Annotated in this window: 21 protein-coding genes and 2 tRNA genes; 10 read left to right on the top strand and 13 right to left on the bottom strand. The window is 62.2% G+C overall.

The window, feature by feature from the left end; all coding sequences use genetic code 11:
- Positions 1-47: 47 nt before the first annotated feature.
- Entirely contained in the window at positions 48-497 is a 450-nt protein-coding gene (locus tag GOB94_RS13055; RefSeq protein ID WP_182276325.1) for a cytochrome c oxidase assembly factor Coa1 family protein, read from the bottom strand.
- A gap of 12 nt (positions 498-509) precedes the next feature.
- Positions 510-1394, bottom strand: a complete 885-nt coding sequence (locus tag GOB94_RS13050) for a VWA domain-containing protein (protein WP_255483951.1) — start codon at positions 1392-1394, stop codon at positions 510-512.
- A gap of 525 nt (positions 1395-1919) precedes the next feature.
- Between GOB94_RS13050 and GOB94_RS13045 the strand changes: the two genes are divergently transcribed.
- On the top strand, positions 1920-3263 hold the full coding sequence (locus GOB94_RS13045; protein ID WP_182276323.1) for a VWA domain-containing protein: 1344 nt from the start codon (positions 1920-1922) through the stop codon (positions 3261-3263).
- Positions 3263-4150, top strand: a complete 888-nt coding sequence (locus GOB94_RS13040; protein WP_255483950.1) for a DMT family transporter — start codon at positions 3263-3265, stop codon at positions 4148-4150. The genes GOB94_RS13045 and GOB94_RS13040 overlap by 1 nt, the downstream gene beginning before the upstream one ends.
- Here GOB94_RS13040 and GOB94_RS13035 read toward each other — a convergent pair.
- Positions 4140-5147 (bottom strand): polyphosphate kinase 2 family protein, encoded by a 1008-nt coding sequence (locus GOB94_RS13035; protein ID WP_255483949.1) that lies wholly within the window; start codon positions 5145-5147, stop codon positions 4140-4142. The genes GOB94_RS13040 and GOB94_RS13035 overlap by 11 nt on opposite strands.
- Between GOB94_RS13035 and gcvT the strand changes: the two genes are divergently transcribed.
- Complete coding sequence (gene gcvT, locus GOB94_RS13030; RefSeq protein WP_182276322.1) at positions 5131-6294, top strand: glycine cleavage system aminomethyltransferase GcvT; 1164 nt, start codon at positions 5131-5133, stop codon at positions 6292-6294. The genes GOB94_RS13035 and gcvT overlap by 17 nt on opposite strands.
- Here the strand turns inward: gcvT and GOB94_RS13025 are convergent.
- From GOB94_RS13025 to GOB94_RS13010, 4 genes are all read right to left on the bottom strand, one after another.
- Positions 6275-6985, bottom strand: coding sequence for a M17 family peptidase N-terminal domain-containing protein (locus GOB94_RS13025; RefSeq protein ID WP_182276321.1), 711 nt, complete (start codon positions 6983-6985; stop codon positions 6275-6277). The genes gcvT and GOB94_RS13025 overlap by 20 nt on opposite strands.
- 24 nt (positions 6986-7009) lie before the next feature.
- Positions 7010-7486: a MarR family transcriptional regulator gene (locus GOB94_RS13020; RefSeq protein ID WP_255483948.1), complete on the bottom strand. Its 477-nt coding sequence runs from the start codon at positions 7484-7486 to the stop codon at positions 7010-7012.
- A 274-nt stretch (positions 7487-7760) separates the two neighbouring features.
- On the bottom strand, positions 7761-8411 hold the full coding sequence (locus tag GOB94_RS13015; protein ID WP_182276320.1) for a dienelactone hydrolase family protein: 651 nt from the start codon (positions 8409-8411) through the stop codon (positions 7761-7763).
- 244 nt (positions 8412-8655) lie between these two features.
- Positions 8656-9624 (bottom strand): ring-cleaving dioxygenase, encoded by a 969-nt coding sequence (locus GOB94_RS13010; RefSeq protein WP_182276319.1) that lies wholly within the window; start codon positions 9622-9624, stop codon positions 8656-8658.
- A 352-nt stretch (positions 9625-9976) separates the two neighbouring features.
- On the opposite strand from GOB94_RS13010, the gene gcvH reads away from it, so the two are divergent.
- From gcvH to GOB94_RS12985, 5 genes are all read left to right on the top strand, one after another.
- Complete coding sequence (gcvH, locus tag GOB94_RS13005) at positions 9977-10366, top strand: glycine cleavage system protein GcvH (RefSeq protein WP_182276318.1); 390 nt, start codon at positions 9977-9979, stop codon at positions 10364-10366.
- Between the two features lie 69 nt (positions 10367-10435).
- Entirely contained in the window at positions 10436-11800 is a 1365-nt protein-coding gene (gene gcvPA / locus GOB94_RS13000; RefSeq protein ID WP_182276317.1) for an aminomethyl-transferring glycine dehydrogenase subunit GcvPA, read from the top strand.
- A gap of 57 nt (positions 11801-11857) precedes the next feature.
- Complete coding sequence (locus tag GOB94_RS12995) at positions 11858-12202, top strand: hypothetical protein (protein ID WP_182276316.1); 345 nt, start codon at positions 11858-11860, stop codon at positions 12200-12202.
- A gap of 23 nt (positions 12203-12225) precedes the next feature.
- On the top strand, positions 12226-13770 hold the full coding sequence (gcvPB, locus tag GOB94_RS12990) for an aminomethyl-transferring glycine dehydrogenase subunit GcvPB (protein WP_182276315.1): 1545 nt from the start codon (positions 12226-12228) through the stop codon (positions 13768-13770).
- A gap of 3 nt (positions 13771-13773) precedes the next feature.
- Positions 13774-14163 carry a GxxExxY protein gene (locus tag GOB94_RS12985; RefSeq protein WP_182276314.1) on the top strand — a complete coding sequence of 130 codons (390 nt, stop codon included), beginning with the start codon at positions 13774-13776 and terminating at the stop codon, positions 14161-14163.
- 102 nt (positions 14164-14265) lie between these two features.
- Here GOB94_RS12985 and GOB94_RS12980 read toward each other — a convergent pair whose 3' ends face one another.
- A complete protein-coding gene (locus GOB94_RS12980) occupies positions 14266-14829 on the bottom strand; it encodes a DUF2911 domain-containing protein (protein WP_182276313.1) in 564 nt (187 codons plus the stop codon).
- An 82-nt stretch (positions 14830-14911) separates the two neighbouring features.
- On the opposite strand from GOB94_RS12980, the gene GOB94_RS12975 reads away from it, so the two are divergent.
- Positions 14912-14988: transfer RNA gene (locus GOB94_RS12975), tRNA-Arg, on the top strand.
- 21 nt (positions 14989-15009) lie between these two features.
- On the opposite strand, the gene GOB94_RS12970 is transcribed toward GOB94_RS12975, so the two are convergent.
- The 5 genes from GOB94_RS12970 to GOB94_RS12950 form a co-directional block, all read right to left on the bottom strand.
- Positions 15010-15738 (bottom strand): polysaccharide deacetylase family protein, encoded by a 729-nt coding sequence (locus GOB94_RS12970; protein WP_182276312.1) that lies wholly within the window; start codon positions 15736-15738, stop codon positions 15010-15012.
- A 146-nt stretch (positions 15739-15884) separates the two neighbouring features.
- A complete protein-coding gene (gene bcp / locus GOB94_RS12965) occupies positions 15885-16343 on the bottom strand; it encodes a thioredoxin-dependent thiol peroxidase (protein ID WP_182276311.1) in 459 nt (152 codons plus the stop codon).
- A gap of 120 nt (positions 16344-16463) precedes the next feature.
- The gene (gene glgP, locus GOB94_RS12960; RefSeq protein ID WP_182276310.1) at positions 16464-18206 is read right to left on the bottom strand and encodes an alpha-glucan family phosphorylase; all 1743 of its coding nucleotides are present in this window, start codon (positions 18204-18206) and stop codon (positions 16464-16466) included.
- 552 nt (positions 18207-18758) lie between these two features.
- Positions 18759-19097, bottom strand: a complete 339-nt coding sequence (locus tag GOB94_RS12955) for a hypothetical protein (RefSeq protein WP_182276309.1) — start codon at positions 19095-19097, stop codon at positions 18759-18761.
- Between the two features lie 115 nt (positions 19098-19212).
- Positions 19213-20802 (bottom strand): adenosine deaminase, encoded by a 1590-nt coding sequence (locus GOB94_RS12950; protein ID WP_182276308.1) that lies wholly within the window; start codon positions 20800-20802, stop codon positions 19213-19215.
- Positions 20803-21096: 294 nt separating this feature from the next.
- Here GOB94_RS12950 and GOB94_RS12945 point away from each other — a divergent pair.
- Positions 21097-21171, top strand: a tRNA-Phe gene (locus GOB94_RS12945).
- Positions 21172-21335 lie beyond the last annotated feature (164 nt).

Here is a 21335-nt window from a genome sequence, read left to right as displayed (position 1 = left end):
CCCTGCTTCGGTCGAGATGACAATTCCCTGCTCATAGTGAAACTGCTCTACTGGCAGGGTGCGGCGGCGGGCAGCAGCAGGAGGCGGTCATTGCCAGTGCGGACGCTGAGGTACTCGATGGTCCAGGTACCGTCGGTCTCGCGGGCGACGACGTGAACGCGGCCTGAGGCGAGCGGGCCGCGGACGGGAATCTCGAGGTCAGAGTAGCCGTTGCCGTTGGTCTGGTTGCCGTCGTGGGAGACGCTGCCGACCACAAACCTGCGCGGTACCAGCGGGGTGCCAAGACGCTTTGTAACGCAGGTCGCCTGACCGGCCTGCGCGAGCGCCATGTGATAAGGCTGTGACCGCCGGACGGAGCCCTGGATGCTATAGAACGCGGAGCCGATAAATGCGGCCATCAGCACGAGAAATCCCAACAAGCAGAGCAAGACCGTGCCCCAGAGGGGGATGCCTCTGCGGGGGCGGCCCTGGGCGGATGCGGGTGCTGCGGAGGGCATGCTGAACTCCGGTTAGTTGTTGCTCAGGTTGTCGCCGGGGATGGCGTAGTAGCCTTTGCGGGCCTGGATATCGAGGCCCTTGCCGCAGTCGAGATGGATTTTGCGGAACTTGCCGTCGGCGGTCTTGTTTTCGGGCGTGTAGCTGGCGAGGTACTGGGTGCGGAGCTCGTCCTGGATCTGGTCGAAGGCGTCCTCAAGCTTGCGGCCGCTGTTGCCCACGTCGATGACGCGGCCGCCGGTGTCGTGGGCGAGCTGCTCCATCTCGGCACGGCCGTTGTAGGCGCCGCCGAAGCCGCCGTAGAAGGGGTGGTCGGCGAGCAGGATGACATAAACGATGGCGTTGGATTTCTGCGCGGCCTCGCCAGCGGACTTGAGGGTCTCCTGTGAGCCCTGATCGCCGCCGTCGGTGAGGAGGACCATGATCTTGCGTCCGGTCTGGGTGCTGAGCTTTTCATGCGCGGCGAGGTAAACGGCGTCATAGAGCAGCGTGCCGCGCGGGTTGGAGGTGGGCATGGGACCGCCCCCGATACCGGGGATACCTGCCGAGGAGCTTGCGGCGTTAATGCTGGCCTTGTCGATGGCGCGTTCGAGCTCACGGGGCGAGTTGGTGAAGTCGGCCAGCAGGTCGACGTTGACGTCGAAGGAGATGAGGAACGCTTCGTCCTTGGGGGTAATGACCTCGCGGAGGAAGCGGTTGGCAGACTCCTGCTCGAGCGGCAGGACGTTGGTCTGGCTGCCGGAGGTGTCGAGCAGAATGCCGATGGTGAGCGGCAGGTTCTTTTCGGCGGTGAGGTTCTTGATGGTCTGGAGCTTGTTTTCCTCAAAGAGCTGGCAGTCGTTCTTGCCGAGGCCGGTGACGAAGCCGTTCTTGTCGCGGGCGGAGAAGTAGATATCCACTAGGTTGACCTGCACCTTGAGGGTGTTGGGGTCGATGGGGATGTCTTCCTGGGCCTTGGCGTGGCTCTTGGGCGGGGCGCGTCGACGTCGGGGGCGTCCTGGGCGTGGAGCAGGCCGGGCAGGGCGGTGAGGGCGAGCAGAAGCGCGAGCATCCCATAGAGGGTGCGGCGCAGGTGCACAGGCGGCCGGCCAGAAGCTACGCGGCGCTGCCGAAGACATGAGTGAAGACGGCGCATACGCCCTATTAGACGACGTTCCTGCGGGTTTTGGCGACACGACGCGAATTGAGGCTTACAGACGAAGAAGATAGCCAATTGCGCTGCGGAGCGTCTTATGGAGAGGAACCCGGAAGAGGGTGGTCGCAGGGCGAGCCGGCATTGATGCAACGGATGGCCGACGCTGGTAGTCTCACTAGTAGTCTTTACTGCGGCGACTCGGCTGGGCCGCCCCCGGTAGTAGCGGGGCGAATGCCGCATGCAGCGGAGCAGAATATGCTTCGGTTGGTTGAAGGAAAGAGGATCTCGGATGGTGTTCGGCAAAGGTAGTTCGGGTGGGCAGCGAGTGGGCCGGGTAGCGGCCGCGGGGCTTGCCGGTGTGATGGGATGCGTTGCGATGGCGGCAGGCTGGGCGCAGACGCCGCAGCAACAGGTTCCGAATGCACCGGCACCGCAGGCGCTGCCACAGCTGAATACGCTCACCCCGGTATCGCAGCTTCCGGACGCTCCGCCTGCGGCTCCGGCAGCGGACGGACAGGCTGCGGTTCCGAACGCGCTGCCCGTGGCACAGGCGCCGGTGGAAGCGCCGGAGACGCATCCGGATGACGGCGCGCCGCCCGATACTTCGATGAAGGACCTGCCGATTCTGCATGTGAACGTACAGTTTGTACAGGTGCCGTTTACGGTGAAGGACTCCAAAGGGCGGCTGGTGCCGGGACTGACGTGGCGCGATGTCCGCGTATATGAGAACGGGCTGCGGCAGCAGATGCGTTTCTTCTCAAGCGACCCGCTGCCACTGTCGGTGGCGCTGGTGATCGACCAGGGCGTGACGCAGGACACGATGGAGAAGATCAACGACTCGCTGACTGCGCTGCGTGGGGCGTTCTCGCCGTATGACGAGGTCTCCGTGTTTACCTACAGCAGCGGCGATCCGACAAAACAGACGGACTTTACGGCGGCTCAGAGCGCGCGGCTGGGCGTGATCCTGGACCGCAGCAAGGCGAGCGGCCGTGACGCGCTGATGCCGCTGGGCGGACCGCTGGCGAGCGCCGGCACAATCAACAACCGGGACATCGACCCGAACTTCAACCGCACCTCGCAGAACGGTATCCAGCTGAACCCGCCCAAGGAGTACCACACGCTGAATGACGCGATCCTGGCGGCGGGGCAGGAGACGACCAAAGCAGGGCGCGACCGTCGCCGGATTGTGTATGTGATCTCCGACGGCAAGGAGTATGGCAGCAAGACGTCCGAGCGGCAGCTGATCAAGTACCTGCAGACGAACAACATTCAGGTGTATTCAACTCTGGTGGGCGACTCGTCTGTGCCGGGACTTGGCTTCTTGGACCGCGTGCACCTGCCGATGACGATGCGCGACGACGAGCTGCCGCGGATCTGCGCGGCGACCGGCGGACAGACCGACCCCGAGTTCCGGCTGCGCGGCATTGAAAACAGCTTTGCGAAGATCACCGAAGAGGTACGCACGCAGTATACGGTGGGCTACTACACGCATGAGTCACCCTTCAACGAAAGCAAGCGCAGGATCGAAATCCGTGTGCTGCGTCCGGGTCTGACGATCATCTCGGAGGACGGCTACTACCCCAATGCGCGTGACAGCCGGCCTGCGCCGGTGACGCCTTCGGCCGCGCCGTAGTGGCGGCGGCAAGCAAAACGGCGCTGATCGCGCTGGCCTCCGCCGCCTCCTGGGGCGGCGGAGACTTTTCCGGGGGCATGGGGGCGAAGTCGGCGGGCAAGGGACTGCTGGGCACGATGCGGTTCGTGATGCTGGCGCAGACCTCGAGCCTAGCAGTGCTGTTGGTACTGCTGGTGGCGACTCATGCATCGCTGCCACATGGCGCGCCGATGTGGTGGGCGCTCGCAGCCGGAGCGTGCGGTGGCCTGGGGTTGGTGGCGTTTTACAAGGCGCTGAGCCGTGGCGCGATGGGCGCTTCCGCCGCAATCAGTGGGCTGCTGGCGGCGGCGATTCCGGCGGTGGTGTCGAGTTTTCTGGAAGGCTTGCCCGGTGGTCTGCGGCTGGCGGGGTTCGCGATTGCCGCAGTTGCGATCTGGCTGGTAGCAGCGGGGGCGTCGCCGGAGAATGTGGGCAGCGTGCGTGGCACGATGGTGCTGTCGATCCTTTCTGGGGCGGCGTTTGGTGTGTACTTTGTGGCGCTGAAGCTGGCGAACCCGCTCGGCGAACTGATGCCCATTACGCTTGCGCGCGCCAGCGGCTTTGCGGTGCTGGCCGTGCTGGCGTTGTTTCTGTGGCTTAGGTCACGCGGTGATGGCGACGCTGACGGTAGCTGGTGGCCGGCGGGCTGGCGGTGGGCGCTCGCGGTGGCGCTGCTGGATACGGGCGGGAACCTGCTGTTCATCGCAGCGACTCGTGTGGGAAGGCTGGATGTGACCTCAGTGCTGACGGGCCTGTATCCGGCGGCGACGATCCTGCTGGCGGCGTGGCACCTGCATGAGCGGCCTACGCGCCGGCAGGTCGTCGGAATGGCGACTGCGCTGGTTGCAGTGGTGATGGTTACACTTTAGCCTCCGCCGCGACGGCCTTCTTCGCTGCGGCTTCCGGGGAGAGCTTCTTCAGGTTGATGCCGGTAGGGTTGAAGGTCGGTTGCGGAAACTTGAGTTTGAGCTGACCCATGGCGTCGATGACGATCTGGCTGACAGAGGCGTTGCGGTACCACTTGTGGTCGGCGGGGATGACGAACCAGGGAGCGCACTCTGTGGCGGTCTTCGAGAGGATGTGCTCGTAGGCGGCGGTGTACTTCGGCCAGTACTGGCGTTCGACGAGGTCGGCAGCGGAGAGCTTCCAGTGCTTGTCCGGGTCGTCGATGCGGGCCTGCAGGCGTTCGGTCTGTTCGGCGTGCGAGACGTGCAGGAAGAACTTGAGGACGATGACGTTGTTGTCGGCCAGCGTCTGCTCCCACTTGTTGATGTCGTGCAGGCGCTTCTTGACGGTCTTCTTGTCGATGACATCGTGGACGAAGGGTGCGAGCACGTCCTCGTAGTGGGAGCGGTTGAAGATGCCGATCATGCCGCGAGCGGGAGTCTCCTTCTGGATGCGCCAGAGGAAGTCGTGGCGGGCCTCATCGGGCGTGGGCACCTTGAAGCTGGAGACGTTGCAGCCCTGCGGGTTGATGCCGGAGAAGATGTGGCGGATGACGCCGTCCTTGCCGGCGGTGTCCATGCCCTGCAGGACGATGAGCAGCGCTTTGGACTGCGAGGCGTAGAAGACTTGCTGCAGATCGGCGAGCTGGCTAGTGTGCTCCTTGAGGAGGAACTCGCCGGCGTCCTTGTCGGCGATGCCGTCGGTGGTGGTGGTGGAGAAGTCGCTGAGGTGGACCTTCTTGCCGGGTTTGACGAGATACGGACTGGAGAGCTTCATGGTGGTTTCGATGCTACAGCGTGAGAGCGCGTTGTGGTGCTGGCGCGTTACGGTGACTGCGGGGCGACACAAGGCGGCGGTTACACTGGAGAGGCCGCGCAACCCGCGCCGAAGAGTGAGTGAGACCATGACCGAAGTTGCCACGCCGCCGCTACGCAAGACTGCCCTGAATGCAACCCATCAAGCACATAAGGCCCGCATGGTCGACTTTGGCGGGTGGGACATGCCGGTGCAGTATCGCGGGCTGATTGAAGAGCACATGGCCGTTCGTACGAGTGTGGGCATCTTCGATGTGAGCCACATGGGCGACATTCAGCTGCGTGGACCGAACTCATTGGCCGCGGTGCAGAAGCTGCTGATGAACGATGCGAGCAAGCTACAGGTGGGGCAGGCGCACTACTCAGCGATGCTGTACCCGAATGGCACGTTTGTGGATGACGTGGTGCTGCACAAGCTGGGCGAGAATGACTACCTGATCGTGATCAATGCGGGCACTCGCGAGAAGGACGTGGAGTGGGTGCGGCAGATGATTGGCAGCATGAGCGGCGTGCATGTGATGGATGTGAGCGACTACTACACGCAGATCGCGATCCAGGGGCCGAAGGCGAAAGACACGCTGCAGAAGCTGACGGGCGTCGATCTTGCGCCGATCAAGAACTACTGGTTTACGTGGGGCACGGTGTGCGGGTGCCATAATACGCTGATCGCGCGGACGGGCTATACGGGCGAGGACGGGTTCGAGATCTACGTGCCGAGCGATGAGCCGACCAGCGCGCGGGTTTGGGGCGAGGTGTTAGCCGCGGGTGAGGAGTTCGGTATTATGCCGTGCGGGCTGGGCGCCAGGAACACGCTGCGGCTGGAGAGCGCCATGGCGTTGTATGGGCACGAGATTTCGGACTCGATCAACGTGTTTGAGGCCGGGCTGGGGCGGTACTGCAAGCTGGATAAGAGCTCGGACTTTGTGGGCCGCGAGGCGTTGCTGAAGGTACAGGCTGAGAGTGGCCCGGCGCGGAAGCTGGTCGGGCTGGAGATGGTCGATCGTGGGATCGGGCGCGATGGGTATCCGGTGCTGTCGCTTGCCGGGGAGAAGATTGGTGAGGTGACGAGTGGGTCGCCCGCGCCGTTCCTGAAGAAGAATATTGCGCTGGCGTATGTGCCGGTGGCGTATGCCGAGATCGGGACCGAGGTTGCCGTGGAGGTGCGCGGAGTCGGAGTGAAGGCGAAGGTGGTGCCGACGCCGTTCTACAAGCGGCCGAAACCAACGCCGGCGGTTACGGCACCTTTGTCATAGATGAACCATTGAGTATTGCTGCGAGCCCGCTGCGCGTGTCGACGGCGTGAGTGGTGCCCGCTAAAAATGTCAGTTTCGTGACAGTGGGCACGGGACCTGCGCCGGATGTGTGAAGCTGCGCCGCGATGGCCCGGCCGCGCAGGAAACCGCGCAGAAATTCTTTGCCTACGTCGCCAGTGCTGAAGCCCGTGGCACCACCATCAAGCACTGTGGGAGCAAAGGTCGGCGTGGCTGCGCCGAGGCGCTCGCTTTCTGCATAAACAATCTCTCCGATGATCTCTTCGCGCTGCGGGGTGAAGCTGGCACGGTCGCCGAGGCCGACGATGAGAAGGCGACGGGCCTTGATGGCGCCAGGTTTGGGCTGGATAAGAAGTGTTTCGCCGAGATCGCCGCGGAAGAGTTGCGTGGTGCGCATGGTCGCGAGCAGACCGCCGAGGTGCTGATTCATCACGTCGAGCGAGGCTAAGAGCTGGTTTTCCGGCTTCGATTGGAAGAGACAGATGACCTGGAGGTCGCCGTGCGCGAAGGCCGGGCTTTCGACGAGGACATCGACGGGCAGCGTGTTGCTGGGGACAGAAAGGCGCGTGCCTTCGGGTGTGGGCTGCGAATTTTGCGCGGAAGCAGATGGGAAAAACACGGTGCAGAGCAGGAGGGCTAAGAAGATTTGTGATGACGTTTGCTTAAAGGACATCGATGGCTCCTTGTGGCGGTGAGGCTATTTGGGGTTACGGGAAGCGGCTTGCGCGGCGAGGCCGATGGTTTTGAGGCCGCGGCGGAGTTCGGCACGCTCGGCGGCGGGGATGTCTTTCATGACTTCGTCGAGGTCTTTGAGGTGGCGGGGGAAGAGGCGCTTGATGAGGGTTGCGCCTTCGGGGGTGAGTTGGGCGAGGCGGATGCGGCGGTCTTCTTTGGACGCGGTGCGCTCGACGTAGTGCTTTTCTTCGAGGCGGTCGATGGCCGAGGTCATGGAGGCGTTGGTGATGAGCACGGCATTGCAGAGCGCGGACATGGTCATGGGGCCCTTGTGGAGCAGGGCTTCGAGGATCATGAAGTCGGAGAGGCCGATGCCGAGGGCGGCTATGGAGTGCTCGACAAAGGTCTGCATGGAGCGGTAGGCGCGGGCGAGCACGACCCAGAGGGCGGCGGAGGTGGTGTCGGATTTGTCGCCGGGTTTGTCGGGCATGAGTGTCATCGTAATCCTCCGAGGAAGGCCCGGGGCTGAAGCCCCTTTGTTGGGAGCACGGTTTCAGGGGCCTGAAGGCCCCTGCTCCCTCCGGTGGTACGCTCGCGCCTTCTCGGCGCTTGCTACGGCAGAAGCGTTCACGCAGAGGGCGCAGTGTAGAAGCGCGCAGAGGGCGCAGAGGAAAACAGGCAACGACGTTTGCGGCTTTCAGTTGCCAGTAAATCAGTTGCCAGTAAGCCAGTTTTGTTTCCTGCTTCCCTTGTGACACCTTGCTGCTCCGGCGTTATGCGGCGAAGGCCTGCTGGAGGAGCTGGCGGGCCTGGTCGATCTCCGGTGCGGAGACGGTGTGTGGGCGGCCGGGGTAGCGGATGGCCTGCACGACTGCGCCCATGTTGTTGAGCTCGCGGGCGGAGTCCTCGATGCGCTGCCAGGGGACGTGCGGGTCGGGGTCTCCGCCGAGCAGAAGCACGGGCGTTCCGGCGAGCTGGCCTTCGTGATGGAGGTCCGTGCCAAGTGGGCCGATGAGGCCTCCGGTGAAGGCGATGAGGCCGGCGTAACGGGCAGGGTTGGAGGCGACGAACTCCGTGGAAAGGCAAGCACCTTGCGAGAAGCCCGCGATGACGATGCGGTCGCGGGTGATGCCCGCGGACTCGATCTCGGTGACGACGGAGGCGATTTTCTTCAGTGCTGAAGAGAGGTAGGGCTCGTTGGCTTCGCGTGGGGCGAGGAACGAGTTGGGGTACCAGGTGTGTCCGGCAGCCTGTGGGGCGACGAGCGCGAGGCGCGGCTGGTGGATGGCGTCGCCAAGGGCGAGGATGTCATCGGCGGAGGCTCCGCGGCCGTGGAGGAGCACTATGGCTCCGGCGGCTGAGGCGAGTGGGGCGCCGGCGTGGTGGACGGGAGTGTTGGCGTGAGGGTCGAGGGTCGTGGTCATGGTTGAATCCTTTCTTGAGGGCTTGAGGCAGTGCCCTCCGAGGCTAAAGCCCCTTTCTTTCATGGGTGCTTTTACGGACGGGCTGAAGCCCGTCCCCTTCAAAGCACGAAGACAAACCTTAGGGCCGAAGACCGTTCCCTCCAAAGCGTGAAGGCAACCCTCAGGGCTAAAGCCCGATTTCTAACTGCCCCTGTGAGACCCGGCCCTGAAGGGCCGGGCTACCGAGCTGTGGCTACTCCTGCATTCACTTCTGCATCTGCGAGCTTTGGTGGAGCTCGATGGGGGCGAGGCGGGCTTCGATGAGGGCGCGCTGCGGCTCCAGCCAGGAGGGGATGCGCAGAGCCTCGCCGAGGGTTTCGGGCGTCTCGTCGATGCCGAAGCCGGGGTTGTCGGTGGCGAGCTCGAAGAGGACGCCGCCGGGTTCGCGGAAGTAGATGCTGTGGAAGTACGTGCGGTCAAGCACGGGCGTGACCGAGAGGTGCTTCGCGATGACCTCGCGCCAGGCGAGCTGGGCGGGGTCGTCCTGTGCGCGGAAGGCGATGTGGTGGACTGAGCCGGCGCCGGGATTTCCGTAGGTAGCTTTGGGGTCGACCACGACGTCGATGTGGTTGCCGAGCGAGCTGCCCGCCGGTGAGGCGAAGCGGATGCGGTTATTTTCTTCGGCTACCTTCTTGAAGCCGAGGAGTTCGAGCGACTTTTCGGTCGCAGGGAGATCGGTTTCGAGCATCGTCACTCCGAAGAAGCCGCGCAGGGCGTGCTCGGTGGGGACGTCGGCGTAGCGCGGGGCTGTTATGGCCGGGGCGTCGGCGTGGGCGACGATTTCGAGCTTCATGCCGTCGGGGTCGGGGAAGGTCAACAGCTCTTCGTTGAAGCGGGTAGAGCGCTCGACCGGGATACTGAACGCGGCGAGGCGCTGTTCCCAGTAGTCGAGTGAGCCGACGGGGACGCTGAAGGCGGTGTCCGAGACCTCGCCTGCGCCGGCGTGGCCGCGGCGGGCGTGGGGCCAGGGGAAGAAGGTGAGGATGGTGCCGGGGGTGCCGGCGTCGTCGCCGAAGTAGAAGTGGTAGGTGCCGGGGTCGTCGAAGTTGACGGTGCGCTTGACAAAGCGGAGGCCGAGGACTTCGGTGTAGAAGTCGAGGTTGCGCTGGGGGTCGGACGCGATGGCGGTGACGTGGTGGAGGCCGACGATCGGCTGCGGGGTGGTGGTGGTCATGGTGTGGCTCCTTTCGGGGTGCCGAATACTTTCATGTCATATGATTCGATATCGAAGTAAAAGATTCAGGGCGGCGTATGACGAGTCCTTCCGGGGCTAAAACCCATTTCCCCTCCATGCATTTCAGGGGCCTGAAGACCCCTGCTCCCTCCGAGGGTATGCTCGCACCTTCGGCGCTTGCTGAGGCAGATGCAGGTCTCTCCGCTACGCAGGGCTATGATGCTGCCCTGCTCCGGTCGAGATGACACATCTGTGGCGGGTGAGGCTAGAGGCGCGTTCGTCTGAAATTAAGTTTTCGGCGGGGTTTGGGTTGAGCAAAACTAGGTGGCGGGGACGCTCTACAATTGTGGGTATGAGCTATCCCGAAAAGTACCGTTACGCGAAGTCTCACGAGTGGGTTGACCTGCAGGGCGACACGGCTGTCGTCGGCATTACGGACTATGCGCAGAGCTCGCTCGGCGACATTGTGTTTGTGGAGCTGCCAAAGGTGGGGCAGGATATCGAGGTCGGGTCGACGTTTGGCTCGGTGGAGTCGGTGAAGGCGGTGAGCGATCTGTACTCGCCGGTGACCGGGCAGGTGAGCGCGATCAACGAGGCATTGAACGATGCTCCAGACACGATCAACACGGCTGCCAACGATACCTGGATCATCAAGGTGGCGGTGAAGAGCGCCGACGAGGTGGGCGGGATGATGACCGCTGCCGAGTATGAGGCGTTCGTGAAGGAAGAGACCGGGCACTAAGGTTCTGCGAACCTATGTCTCAAAAGCGAGACATAGGGCACCCGGTGTGTGGGTGAAAAGAAAGGTTCTATGCGCTATTTACCGAAGTCCCCTGCCGACCGCGAGGCGATGCTCGCTGAAATCGGTGTGGGGTCGATTGAAGATTTGTTTGAGACGATTCCGGCGGAGTACCGGCTGACGGCGGACCTGAAGATTCCACGGCAACACAGCGAGAGCGAGGTACTGGACCGGTTTCGCGCATTTGCGGGCAATGTGGCCAGCGGCAATGTCGCTGAGTTGGCGACGATGCCAGCGACGAAGGCGTATGCGAGCTTTCTGGGCGCTGGTGCGTATCGGCACTATCGTCCGGTGATTATCGATTCGCTGGTGCAGCGTGGCGAGTTTTTGACGAGCTATACGCCATATCAGCCCGAGATCTCGCAGGGCACGCTGATGGCTATGTTCGAGTTCCAGACGATGATCTGCGAGCTGACGGGCATGGAGATTGCCAACGCTTCGATGTATGACGGCAGCACCGGCGCGGCGGAGGCTGTGCTGATGGCGTGTCGCGTGACGGGACGGCAGGGCGCTGTCGTTGCGCGGAGCGTGCATCCGGAGTATCGCGAGGTGATGCACACGGCGACGCAGCACCAGGGGATTCCTATTACGGAGTTTGGGTTCGACAAGGTGACTGGACGTGTGGATTTGGCCGCGCTGGATGCGGCGATTACGGATGGCACGGCCGCGGTGGTTGTGCAGTCGCCGAACTTTTTTGGTGTGGTTGAGGACGTTGCTGCCATCGCTGAGATCGCGCATAAGAAGGGCGCGCTGCTTATCGTTTCGATTGCTGAAGCAGTTTCGCTGGGGGCGGTGAAGGCTCCTGTTGAAGCGGACATTGTTTCGCTGGAGGCGCAGAGCTATGGCGTTGCCGTTGGGTTTGGCGGGCCGTACTGCGGCGTGATTGCGTGCAAGGAGAAGTTTCTGCGGCAGATGCCGGGGCGCCTAGTCGGCGAGACGAAGGACAAAGACGGCAAGCGTGGGTTTGTGCTGACGCTTTCGACGCGCGAGCAGCATATCCGGCGTGAGAAGGCGACCAGCAACATCTGCACGAACCAGGCGCTCGTTGCGATGATGGTGACGATCTACCTGACGGTGTATGGCAAGCAGGGGCTGCGTGAGCTCGCTGAGCAGAACATGGCGAAGGCGGAGTATTTGAAGGATGTGCTGGCTAAGGCTGGTGCGAAGCCGCTGTTTAGCGGGCCGATGTTCAATGAGTTTGCCGTGGCGCTTCCCACCTCTGCTGACAGCGTGAATGCGAAGCTGCTGGAGAAGCAGATTATTGGCGGCGTTGGGTTGAAGCAGTGGTATCCCGAGCTGGGTGAGGGCGCGGCGTTGTGGTGCGCGACCGAGCTGACGACGAAGGTGCAGATGGATGCCGCGGCGGCTGGGCTCTAGCGTTTAGAAAGAAAACGCGGAGGGGCAGAGGTTGCAGAGGGTTCGCAGAGGAGAACGATGGACGTTAGCGCGATTGAAGGGCAGGAGCTGAGTGCGGTGGAGTTTGTTGGCGACCATCTGCGCCTGCGCTTCGCGGAGCCGATGCTGACGCTGTATGCGTGGCCGCATCTGCTGTTTGAGGAGTTTTCGGTTGCGTTTGGTGAGCCGGAGTATCGGAATGCTATTTGTTCTTTGATTGGCGAGGTCGTGGCGAAGGCTTCTTGCGAAGAGCTTGGAGCGCTGACTGTTGAGTTTGAGACAGGCACGGTGATTGCGCTGAGTCTGCGCGAAGAGGATATGGATGCGCCGGTGGCTGGCGGGTATTCGGCGGATGGTAGTGGGTTAGATGAAGAAGAGTTTTGAGTTTCAAGTAAAGGCGGTAAGGCATGTCAGATAAGTTTGTTGGAACACCGCGCAAGGTGACGACGCACGTGAATCAGAACGAAGATTTGATCTTTGAGAAGTCGTCGCCGGGTAAGAAGGGTTACAGGCTGGCAGAGCTGGATGTGCCGGCGGTGGATGCCGCTTCCCTGCTGGGTGATGTGGCGCGCACCGATGATCTTGGTGCGATGCCGGAGCTGAGTGAGATTGAGATCATTCGGCACTTCACGCGGCTCTCGACATGGAACTATGCGATCGACCTTGGCATGTATCCGCTGGGCAGCTGCACGATGAAGTACAACCCGCGCATCAATGAGACCGTCGCACGGCTCGAGGGACTGGCAGAGGCGCATCCCTATCAGCCGGAGTCGCTGAGCCAGGGCGCGCTGGGAATCATGAAAGTGTTGAGTGATGCGCTGATTGAGATCACCGGCATGGATACGATTACGCTACAACCGGCAGCAGGTGCGCATGGTGAGTTTACGGGCATCCTGCTGGCGCGGGCGTATCACACGGCGAATGGGAACCCGCGGAAGAAGATTATTGTGCCGGACTCGGCGCATGGGACGAACCCGGCGACGGCGGCGATCTGCGGGTATGAGGTCGCCAACCTGAAGAGCAACGCATTGGGCATGGTGGACCTGGCGGAGCTGGAGCGCATGGTGGATGAAGATACTGCCGCGCTAATGCTGACGAACCCTTCGACGATTGGCGTGTTCGAGAGCGACATCCATAAGATCGCCGACATTCTTCATGCGAAGGGCGCGCTGCTATACATGGACGGCGCAAACATGAATGCGCTGTGCGGCAAGACGCGGCCGGGCGACTTTGGCGTGGATGTGATGCACCTGAACCTGCACAAAACGTTTTCTACTCCGCATGGTGGTGGTGGACCGGGCAGCGGGCCGGTGGCTTGCAAGAAGCATCTGGAGCCGTTTTTGCCGAAGCCTGTAGTAGTGACCAAGGCGGATGGTTCTTTGGGTCTCGACTACGACCGGCCGCAGAGCGTGGGCCGTGTGCGTGCGTGGTATGGCAACTTTGGGATGTTCATCCGTGCGCTGGCATACATCCTGGCGAATGGGCCGGATGGTCTGCGGCAGACGACGGAGGATGCCGTGCTGAATGCGAACTACATTCGCGCGAAGCTGCTGGATACGTTTGAGCTGCCGTATAAGTCGCCGTCGCTGCATGAGGTGGTGTTCAGCGATAAGCTACAGGCGAAGAACGGCGTGAAGACCGGCGACATGGGCAAGCGACTGATTGACTATGGCTTCCATGCGTACACCGTCAGCTTCCCGCTTGTCGTCAGCGGCGCGATGATGATTGAGCCGACCGAGAGCGAGAGCCGCGAGGAGCTTGACCTGCTGATCGATGCACTGAAGCAGATTGCGCGCGAGGCGGAGGAGAATCCTGAGGTAGTGCGGACGGCTCCGCATACGACTCGGCTGCAGCGGCTGGATGAGACGACGGCAGCGAGGAAACCAGTGCTGCGCTGGAAGGGGCCGGCGGAAGATGGCTTGACCGTGGGGACTGCGGCGAAGGAGTGGTAGCGATTGGAACGTGAGGCGCTCGACCTTATCGCGAAGAAAACGCTCGATGCTGCCTTTCGTGTTCATAATGTGCTGGGCCCGGGCTTGCTCGAAAGTGCTTACAAGGCTTGTCTTGCGATTGAACTCGAGGAGGCCGGTCTGTTCGTTGAAGTCGAGCCTCCGGTGCCTTTGATCTATCGTGGCAGGAAAATATCCGATGTCGGTTACCGCATGGATTTGCTTGTCGGACGCGAACTCATACTTGAGATCAAATCCGTTGAAGCGTTACACCCAATACACCATGCGCAGCTGCTCTCTTATCTTCGATTGGCGGATAAACGGCTTGGCTTGTTGATGAACTTCAATACGGTAAAGCTTCGCGATGGGATAAAGCGGATTGCTAACCAGTTCTAAGACAGACAACGCCAAGACGCAAAGGGCGCCAAGTTTTCGCCAAGGGATTCGTGGCGTTAACTTGGCGCCCTTTGCGTCTTGGCGTTGTCTGTCTGGCGGTAATTACTGGGCGACGACGGGGACGTAGACGTCGGTGGTCTCCCACTTGACGTGGAGCTGAGTTTTGTTGCCTTCGGTGTGCTCGAAGGCGATAGTCATGTCCTCCAGCGGGGAGGAGAGTTCGCGCTTCATCATTGGGGTGCGGCCGAAGTCGCTGCCTGCAGGGTAGGGGATGCCCCACTCGCCGGTCTTTTTGCTGACGATGAACTGCCACTCCCCTGCGCTGGGCAGTGTGAAGAGCGTGTAGGTGCCGGCGGGGACTGTGAGGTCGCCGATCTTGAGGTCGACGGGGGTGATGAGGATGGTGGCGGGGTTTGCGCCGGTGCGCCACTCCTTGCCGTAGGGGACGAGGTCTCCCATGATCTTGCGACCGCGCATGCGGGGTGAGTTGTACTTGATGGTGATCGTCTTGCCGTCGAGGGTGGCTTCGGCGGTGGCTGCGGGCGAGGCGAGGGGCTTGCCGTTGACGGATTTGCCGTGGTCGGTCATCGGTGCGTCCTGCGCGATGGCCGGCAGAGCGGTGGCGAAGGCAAGGGCGAGGAGGGTACAGCGAGCGAGGGTCTTCATGGGGTCTATGCTACTCCGGGGGCGGTGATGAGGCTGTGAATGAGTTTTATGGGATGGAACGTTTCTGCTAGGCTAGAGGTGGGCACCCGTAGCTCAGCTGGATAGAGCGGCAGCCTCCGAAGCTGTAGGTCAGAAGTTCGAATCTTCTCGGGTGCACCATACTTCCCCTTCTCAATTGAGCTAGAGCCAAGCGTCTACGGTGACGGGTTGGATGCCTTGCTGCGCCCAGCGCTGCAGCAGCGTGTTGGTGGCGGCGATGGTGGCGGAGCGGTCGGCGCCCATGGCCTGGTCCCAGCCATCGTGCAGCAGAATGTTGGCGGCGACGCCGTGGTTGCGGGCGCGGGTGAGGCCGCGGTCTATATTGCTGAGAATCTTGTCTGAGTTGATGGGCTCCCAGTCCCAGCCCATGGCGTTCCATTGGACGACCTTGAGTTCGAGCTCGCGGGCGACGGTGAAGACGGCTGGGCGGCGGGCGCCGTGGGGCGGGCGAAAGTAGTGGACCGGTGCGCCGATGGCGTCCTCAAGCGCATGCTGACAGCGGGTCATCTCATCACGGACCTGGGCGGGCGAGCAGCGGTGGAGCCAGGGGTGGCTCTCGGTGTGGTTCCCTATGAGGTGGCCGGCGGCGTGGACGCGGCGGACGAGGTCGGAGCGCTGACGGACGAACTTGCCGATCATGAAAAAGGTGGCACGGGCGTTATGCGCGGCGAGGACGTCAAGGAGAGCTTCGGTGGCGGCGGCGTTGGGGCCGTCGTCGTAGGTGAGCGCGGCCTGGTTGGGGTTGGCCGCGGTGATGAGGGTTCGGCCGAAGAGTTGCGAGCCGGGGCTGAGTGCCGCGTAGGTGAGCGTGCTGCCAGTGGCGATGGCAGCGGTGGCGAGACCGGCGAGTGTGAGTGGCAGTGCGTGCAAGAAGCGGATTCCCCTTGGGGATGACAACTAGAAAAGCAACAGCAACTGCCTCCCGCAAAGTACGCGAAGTTTACGCAAAGTTGCGCGGAGTTTTGTTGCGGCAGGATGAGCCGCTGTGGCTTACATCGAAAGAAGCAGCATTTTGGCTACTTCTTTTTTAGCAAGGCTAAAACCTCTTCGGCGTGGCCTTCGGGTTTGACGTTTTCAAAGATGTGGATGAGTTTGCGGTCGGGGCCGATGAGGTAGGTGGTGCGGGCTACGCCGGTGACGGGTTTGCCGTACATTGTTTTATTTTTCAAGAGGTCGAAGCGCTTGATGAGCACCATCTGGTCGTCGGCGAGGAGTGGGTAGTTGAGATCGTACTTGGTGGCGAACTTCTTCTGCGCCTTGACGGTGTCGCGAGAGATGCCGAGGACGACGACGCCGGCCTTCTTCAACTTGGCGAAGTGGTCGCGGAAACCGCAGGCCTCGATGGTGCAGCCGGGGGTATCTGCGCGGGGGTAGAAGAAGAGGATGACGGGCGAGCCGGCGAACTGCGAGAGCGTTACGGGGTTGCCGTCCTGGTCGGGGAGGGTGAAGTCTTCGATGAGGTCGCCGGGCTGCATGTGTTCTCCTTCATGCGTTTCGATGATCAGTATAGCGAGATGGCCGTGCGGATGATTTGCGCCAGATACGACGACGCCTTGCCGAAGCAAGGCGTCGAGGTGCTGGGAACCGTCTGCCGGTTAGGCCAGGACAGGTTGTGGTTCGGTGGCGGGCACCGCCGCCGAAACCGTGACCGGGGGGAAGTATGCGTTGGAGATGTACTGGCCCAACATGCGGTGGGTGTTGAAGAAGCTGCCGTTCATGCCGATGCAGTGGCGCTGCATCTCTGCCCAGGCGGGCTTGTTGGCGAAGAGCGGAGCGATGGAATGCTCGAGCTTGCCGTAGAGCGCGTCGGCCTCGGCAGCCTCGTTGTCGAGGTCGGGGATGGCCCAGCCGGTGGAGTTTTCGGCGCAGCCTTCGATCCACCAGCCGTCGAGGACGGAGAGCGACGGAACGCCATTGACGGCGGCCTTCATGCCGCTGGTACCGGACGCCTCATACGGACGGAGCGGCGTGTTGAGCCAGACATCGACGCCGTTGGTGAGCTGCTCGCCGAGGTCCCAGTCGTAGTTCTCGAGATAGAGGATGCGGAGCTTGGAGTTGTTGAGCTGCGCGGCGTCCTTGAAGACGTCGCGGATGAGGGCCTTGCCGGCGTTGTCGGCGGGGTGGGCCTTGCCAGCGTAGAGGATCTGCAAGCCGCCGAGGGCTTCGGCGATCTGCAATAGGCGCTCCGGGTTGTGGAAGAGCAGCGTGGCGCGCTTGTAGGTGGCGACGCGGCGCGCGAAGCCGAGCGTGAGGACGTTGGGATCCAGCTCGACGCCGGTGCGCTCCTTGACAGTGGCGAAGAGGCGCTGCTGGCCGAGAGCGTGAGTCTGCTCAATGACTGCGGGCTCGATGCCGTAGACGGAGCGGAGGTAGTTGTTGTCCTCGCGCCAGCTGGGGATTTCTTTATCGAAGAGCTGCTGGAAGCCAGCGGAGAGCCAGGTGGCCGCGTGCACGCCGTTGGTGATGGCGTGGATGTCGTAACCGGGGAACATGGCCTGCGAGACCTTGCCGTGCTGCATGGCAACGCCGTTGACGTAGCGGGCGAAGCGGAGAGCGAGGTAGGTCATGTTGAGCAGGTTGTCGTGGAGACAGCCGAAGTGGTCGATGCAGGTGGCGCGCTCATGGCCGAGGACGTTGACCATCTGGTCGATGCCGAACTTGTCGTGCCCGGCGGGGACGGGAGTGTGCGTGGTGAAGACGCACTGCTGGCGGATGGCCTCGGCGTCGGCGTCGGTCGCGACGCTGAGCGGCGAGGGAGCGAGGCGGGCCTCAAGGAGGCCGATGGTCAGCAGCGAGGCGTGGCCCTCGTTCATGTGGCAGACCTCGGGCTGGCAGCCGAGGGCGTGCAGAAGATGGATGCCGGCGAGGCCGAGGATGGCCTCCTGACAGAGGCGGTAGTAGGTGTCTCCACCGTAGAGGTGGTCGGTGAGGCGGCGGTCCCAGGGGTCGTTGCCTTCGATGTCGGAGTCGAGCAGGAAGACGGGGATGATGTGGCCGGTGACGCCAACGACATCGAAGCGCCAGGCGCGGATGGTGATGTCGCGGTTCTGGAGGCGCAGGACGACGGTCTGGCCGGCGGAGGGCAGATCTTCAGGGTTCCAGGGGACGTCGGTCTCGGTCTGCTGGCCCTGCGCGTCGAGGTGCTGGCGGAAGTAGCCGCGGCGATGGACGAGTGAAACAGCGACGAGGTTCGCGCCCATGTCGGCTGCGGAGCGGAGCGTGTCGCCCGCGAGCATGCCGAGGCCGCCGGAGTACGTGGGCAAAGCCTTGGAGAGTGCGATCTCCATGGAGAAATAAGCAATTTTGCGTTCAGAGATGTCGAAGGTGGGAAGGCTCATGCGGGGGTCAGGGTCCTTTTAATTCCAATGAAAGGTCAGCGTCGTGTTGGGCAAATGGCTGAGGTGCTTTATCGCCAGAGGTTTGGCTCTATCGCCAAACGGGGTAGCTGTTTCCCTTCGTACGGTATCGATATCGTGAGGCTGTTGCGCAGACGCAAAGTGCGATGCTACGCAAGGGCTGCACGATCAATATGTACCAATGTAGCAAGGTTCGCGCAGCCGTTGTGCCGAATTTGACGATGAATCGCAAGGCCCGCGATGGCTGTGTTGTGCAGAAATTACCGGAGGATTTGCCGTATTCAATCAGCGCGGCGTGAGACGAGATACAACAAATAGAACCGACGACACGTTAGCAGCCAGGCATATTGTTTGCTATCCGCTGCAATGACGCCGTTTATGAGGAGACCGCTGATGCTGCTGAGACACAGCGCAAGCGCTTGCCTTGCAGAGACGCGACAAAAATTGCATATGCAGGAAAGTTCGTACAGCGAACTTGAGATGGTTTCAAAGAGGAACAACAAAGGTACTGGGTGGGTGAAACTACTCCCTCCATTAAGAAGCTGGCGGCAAGCCGATCTTGAGAGCGAGGCTGAGTATGACAGCGACCACGTAGGTGGAGACGGTGATGAGCATGGTGGAACGCGATGCCTTGCGCAACGCCTCAATCAAGAGAATAAGCACGCAGAGGATGCCAGCGAAGAGGATGCCATTAGCGACGAGAACGTGGTTCGCGGTGACCTGAAAGCGGAGGAGCGGGAAGAGGTCGGCAAACCATTTGAGGCCGGGGCGAAGCTGCAGGACCAGGCGGACGATGTCCCAGTAGCCCCCGATGCCGAGAAGGATGGCGAAGGCGATGAACTGGACGGCGGCGAGGACGATGCGCTTGAGCACGGTAGTCTCCTGAGCAGATTGGTGACGGTGTTGAGTGTAGCAGCGGAGCTGGGGACGAGTCCGCTGCTGGCATAAGCGAAACGCAGATTCCCTGCGGGAATGACAAACAAAAAAGCTAGTGCTGCTCTGCTTCGAAAATGACGAAGCGGTGCTCGAGTTCGTACTGCGCGGCAGCCTTCTCATTCGAGTTGAGGAAGGTTTCGCAGGTGGAGGTTAGTTTGCTGGACGCGGTGATGGGCGCGGCGCATGCGTCGATGCGATGAGCGAAGTCGTCTGGCTTTGCCCAGAGGCTGCTGCCAGCGAGGAAGGCGTGCTCAAGCGAGGTGCGAGCGGAGCGCTTGAGGTCGAGGTAGCTAAGATCCTGCTCGAAGGCGCCTTTCACGTACTCATGCGTGAGGTCGCTGCGGTTGACGCCCTCGTCGTCGGTGGAGAGCGCCCAGGGAACGTGCGCGGCCATGTAGCTGTGCAGCGGATGATCGTTGCCCTTGACGCCGAGGATAACGTCGTTGGAGGTGAGGTTGATCTCGACCATGATGTGCTGGGCGGCCATCTGCTTGAGGAGCGCGGGGGCGTCGTGCTCGTACATGACGTCGACACCATGGCCGATGCGCGAGGCGTGGCCGAGGTCGATGGCTTCGTGGATGTGGAAGGTGAGGCCTTCGGGCGGGACGAGGCCGAGGGCTAGCTCGCCGGCGTGGAGTGAGAGCTTTACGTCAGGGTAGACGGAGTGCAGGTAGTCGAGCATCTGCATCTGGAGATGATAGTCAGCCATGGCGCGGCGGTCGTCTTCAGGCTGCACGAAGTTGATGCCGACGACGAGCGGAGATGCGGGGTTGGCCTTGTGCGCGGCCTCTGCAACCTCAAAGCCGAGAAGCGTCTGCGCGAAGACCTGCTGCGGCGGGAAGGCGCGGAGAACCTGGTAGAGGAAGTGGATCTCGACGCTGCAGGGGGAGTGCGTGACGTTCTGCATCGCGGGGCAGTGCTCGATCGCGGCGCGCGCGGCGAGGGCGCCGGAGAGTTCTTTGATGTCGGTGGTGACTTCGTCTTTGAGGCCGAGCGAGAGGAGAGCAGTGCGGAGCGCGACGAGCTCGTTGATAGAGATGTGCACGGTGGCATCTGTCGGCCAGCCGAGCTTGTAGCCGAGCACGGCAGCGTGGCCGAAGCTGGGCGTCTGCATGATCTCGAGGTACTGCTCGTTCTGAGTGGCGGCGCGGGTGGCGACCTCATCGAGCCACTCGCCAGGATTTTTTGCCGCACCGAAACGAGCGAAGGTGGCGAAGAACTGGTCGTGACCAGTAACGCCGGGCGTGGGGACGAAGCCGCGCATGGAGAAGCTATCGACGAGCGCGTCATAAAGATGCTGGTCCTTGAGGATGTCCGCGGCGGGCAGTTCGGGCTTGGCGCAGGACTTGCTGGCTTGCGGAGCGGCGAGGCTGAGCGTGGCGGTGTCGACGCAGAGGCCCTGCACGACGGCTTCACGAAGGAAGGTCTCAGCGTAGACGGCGCCGGAGAGGTGCATGTGAAGGTCGGCGCCCTTGGGCATGGGCTCTAGGAAGGCGTAGAGCGCGGGCTTGCCAAGCTTCTTGGCAGCGTCGAAGGCGCGCGCAGTGCGCTGCTCGGCGGGTGTGGGGAGTTGCGCCACGGCAGTGAGTGCGAACGTGCCGAGTGCGGCTGCAACGAGAAGATAACGGCGGACGAACGACATCAATGAGCTCCGAAGCGATGAATGTATGGACTTCATCGTACCGCCTTGCGGCGGCAAGATGAAGAAAAGCGAGGCGAGTTTGGCGAGAGCCGCAGTCGTTGGTATACTAAGCGGGACGTTCTCGATGGCTGAGCGGTTTCCCGTTCAGGCGCGCCTATGAAGTTCCGCGACGCCGTAGCCAGTTCCCTCCTGACAGGCAGGCGACAGATTCGAAACGCACGAGCTGGAGCGGGCGGACTTGGCCGCGCGCTTTAGCTGCGAAGGGCGATGCGTCCTGAGCCATGCAGTTCCCAAGGCCAGATAGCTCAGTGGTAGAGCGCGGCCCTGAAAAGGCCGGCGTCGGCGGTTCGATCCCGTCTCTGGCCACCACTTTATTCCTTGCAAAATAAAACACTTACAAGCGGTACAGGCGAACCGTACCAACTTTGTACGCCACCAGAGTTAACCTCTTTATACGGGGGTAGCTCCCGTGCTCCATATCTATACTCGTCACTCAGCCGATTGCAGCCACTCAGACGACACTCAATGGCGGC

Origin of the sequence: Granulicella sp. 5B5, from assembly GCF_014083945.1 — a bacterium.
Classification (GTDB): Bacteria; Acidobacteriota; Terriglobia; order Terriglobales; family Acidobacteriaceae; genus Granulicella.
Note: the sequence above shows the minus strand (reverse complement) of the source record. Positions and strands in the feature narration are given on the sequence as shown.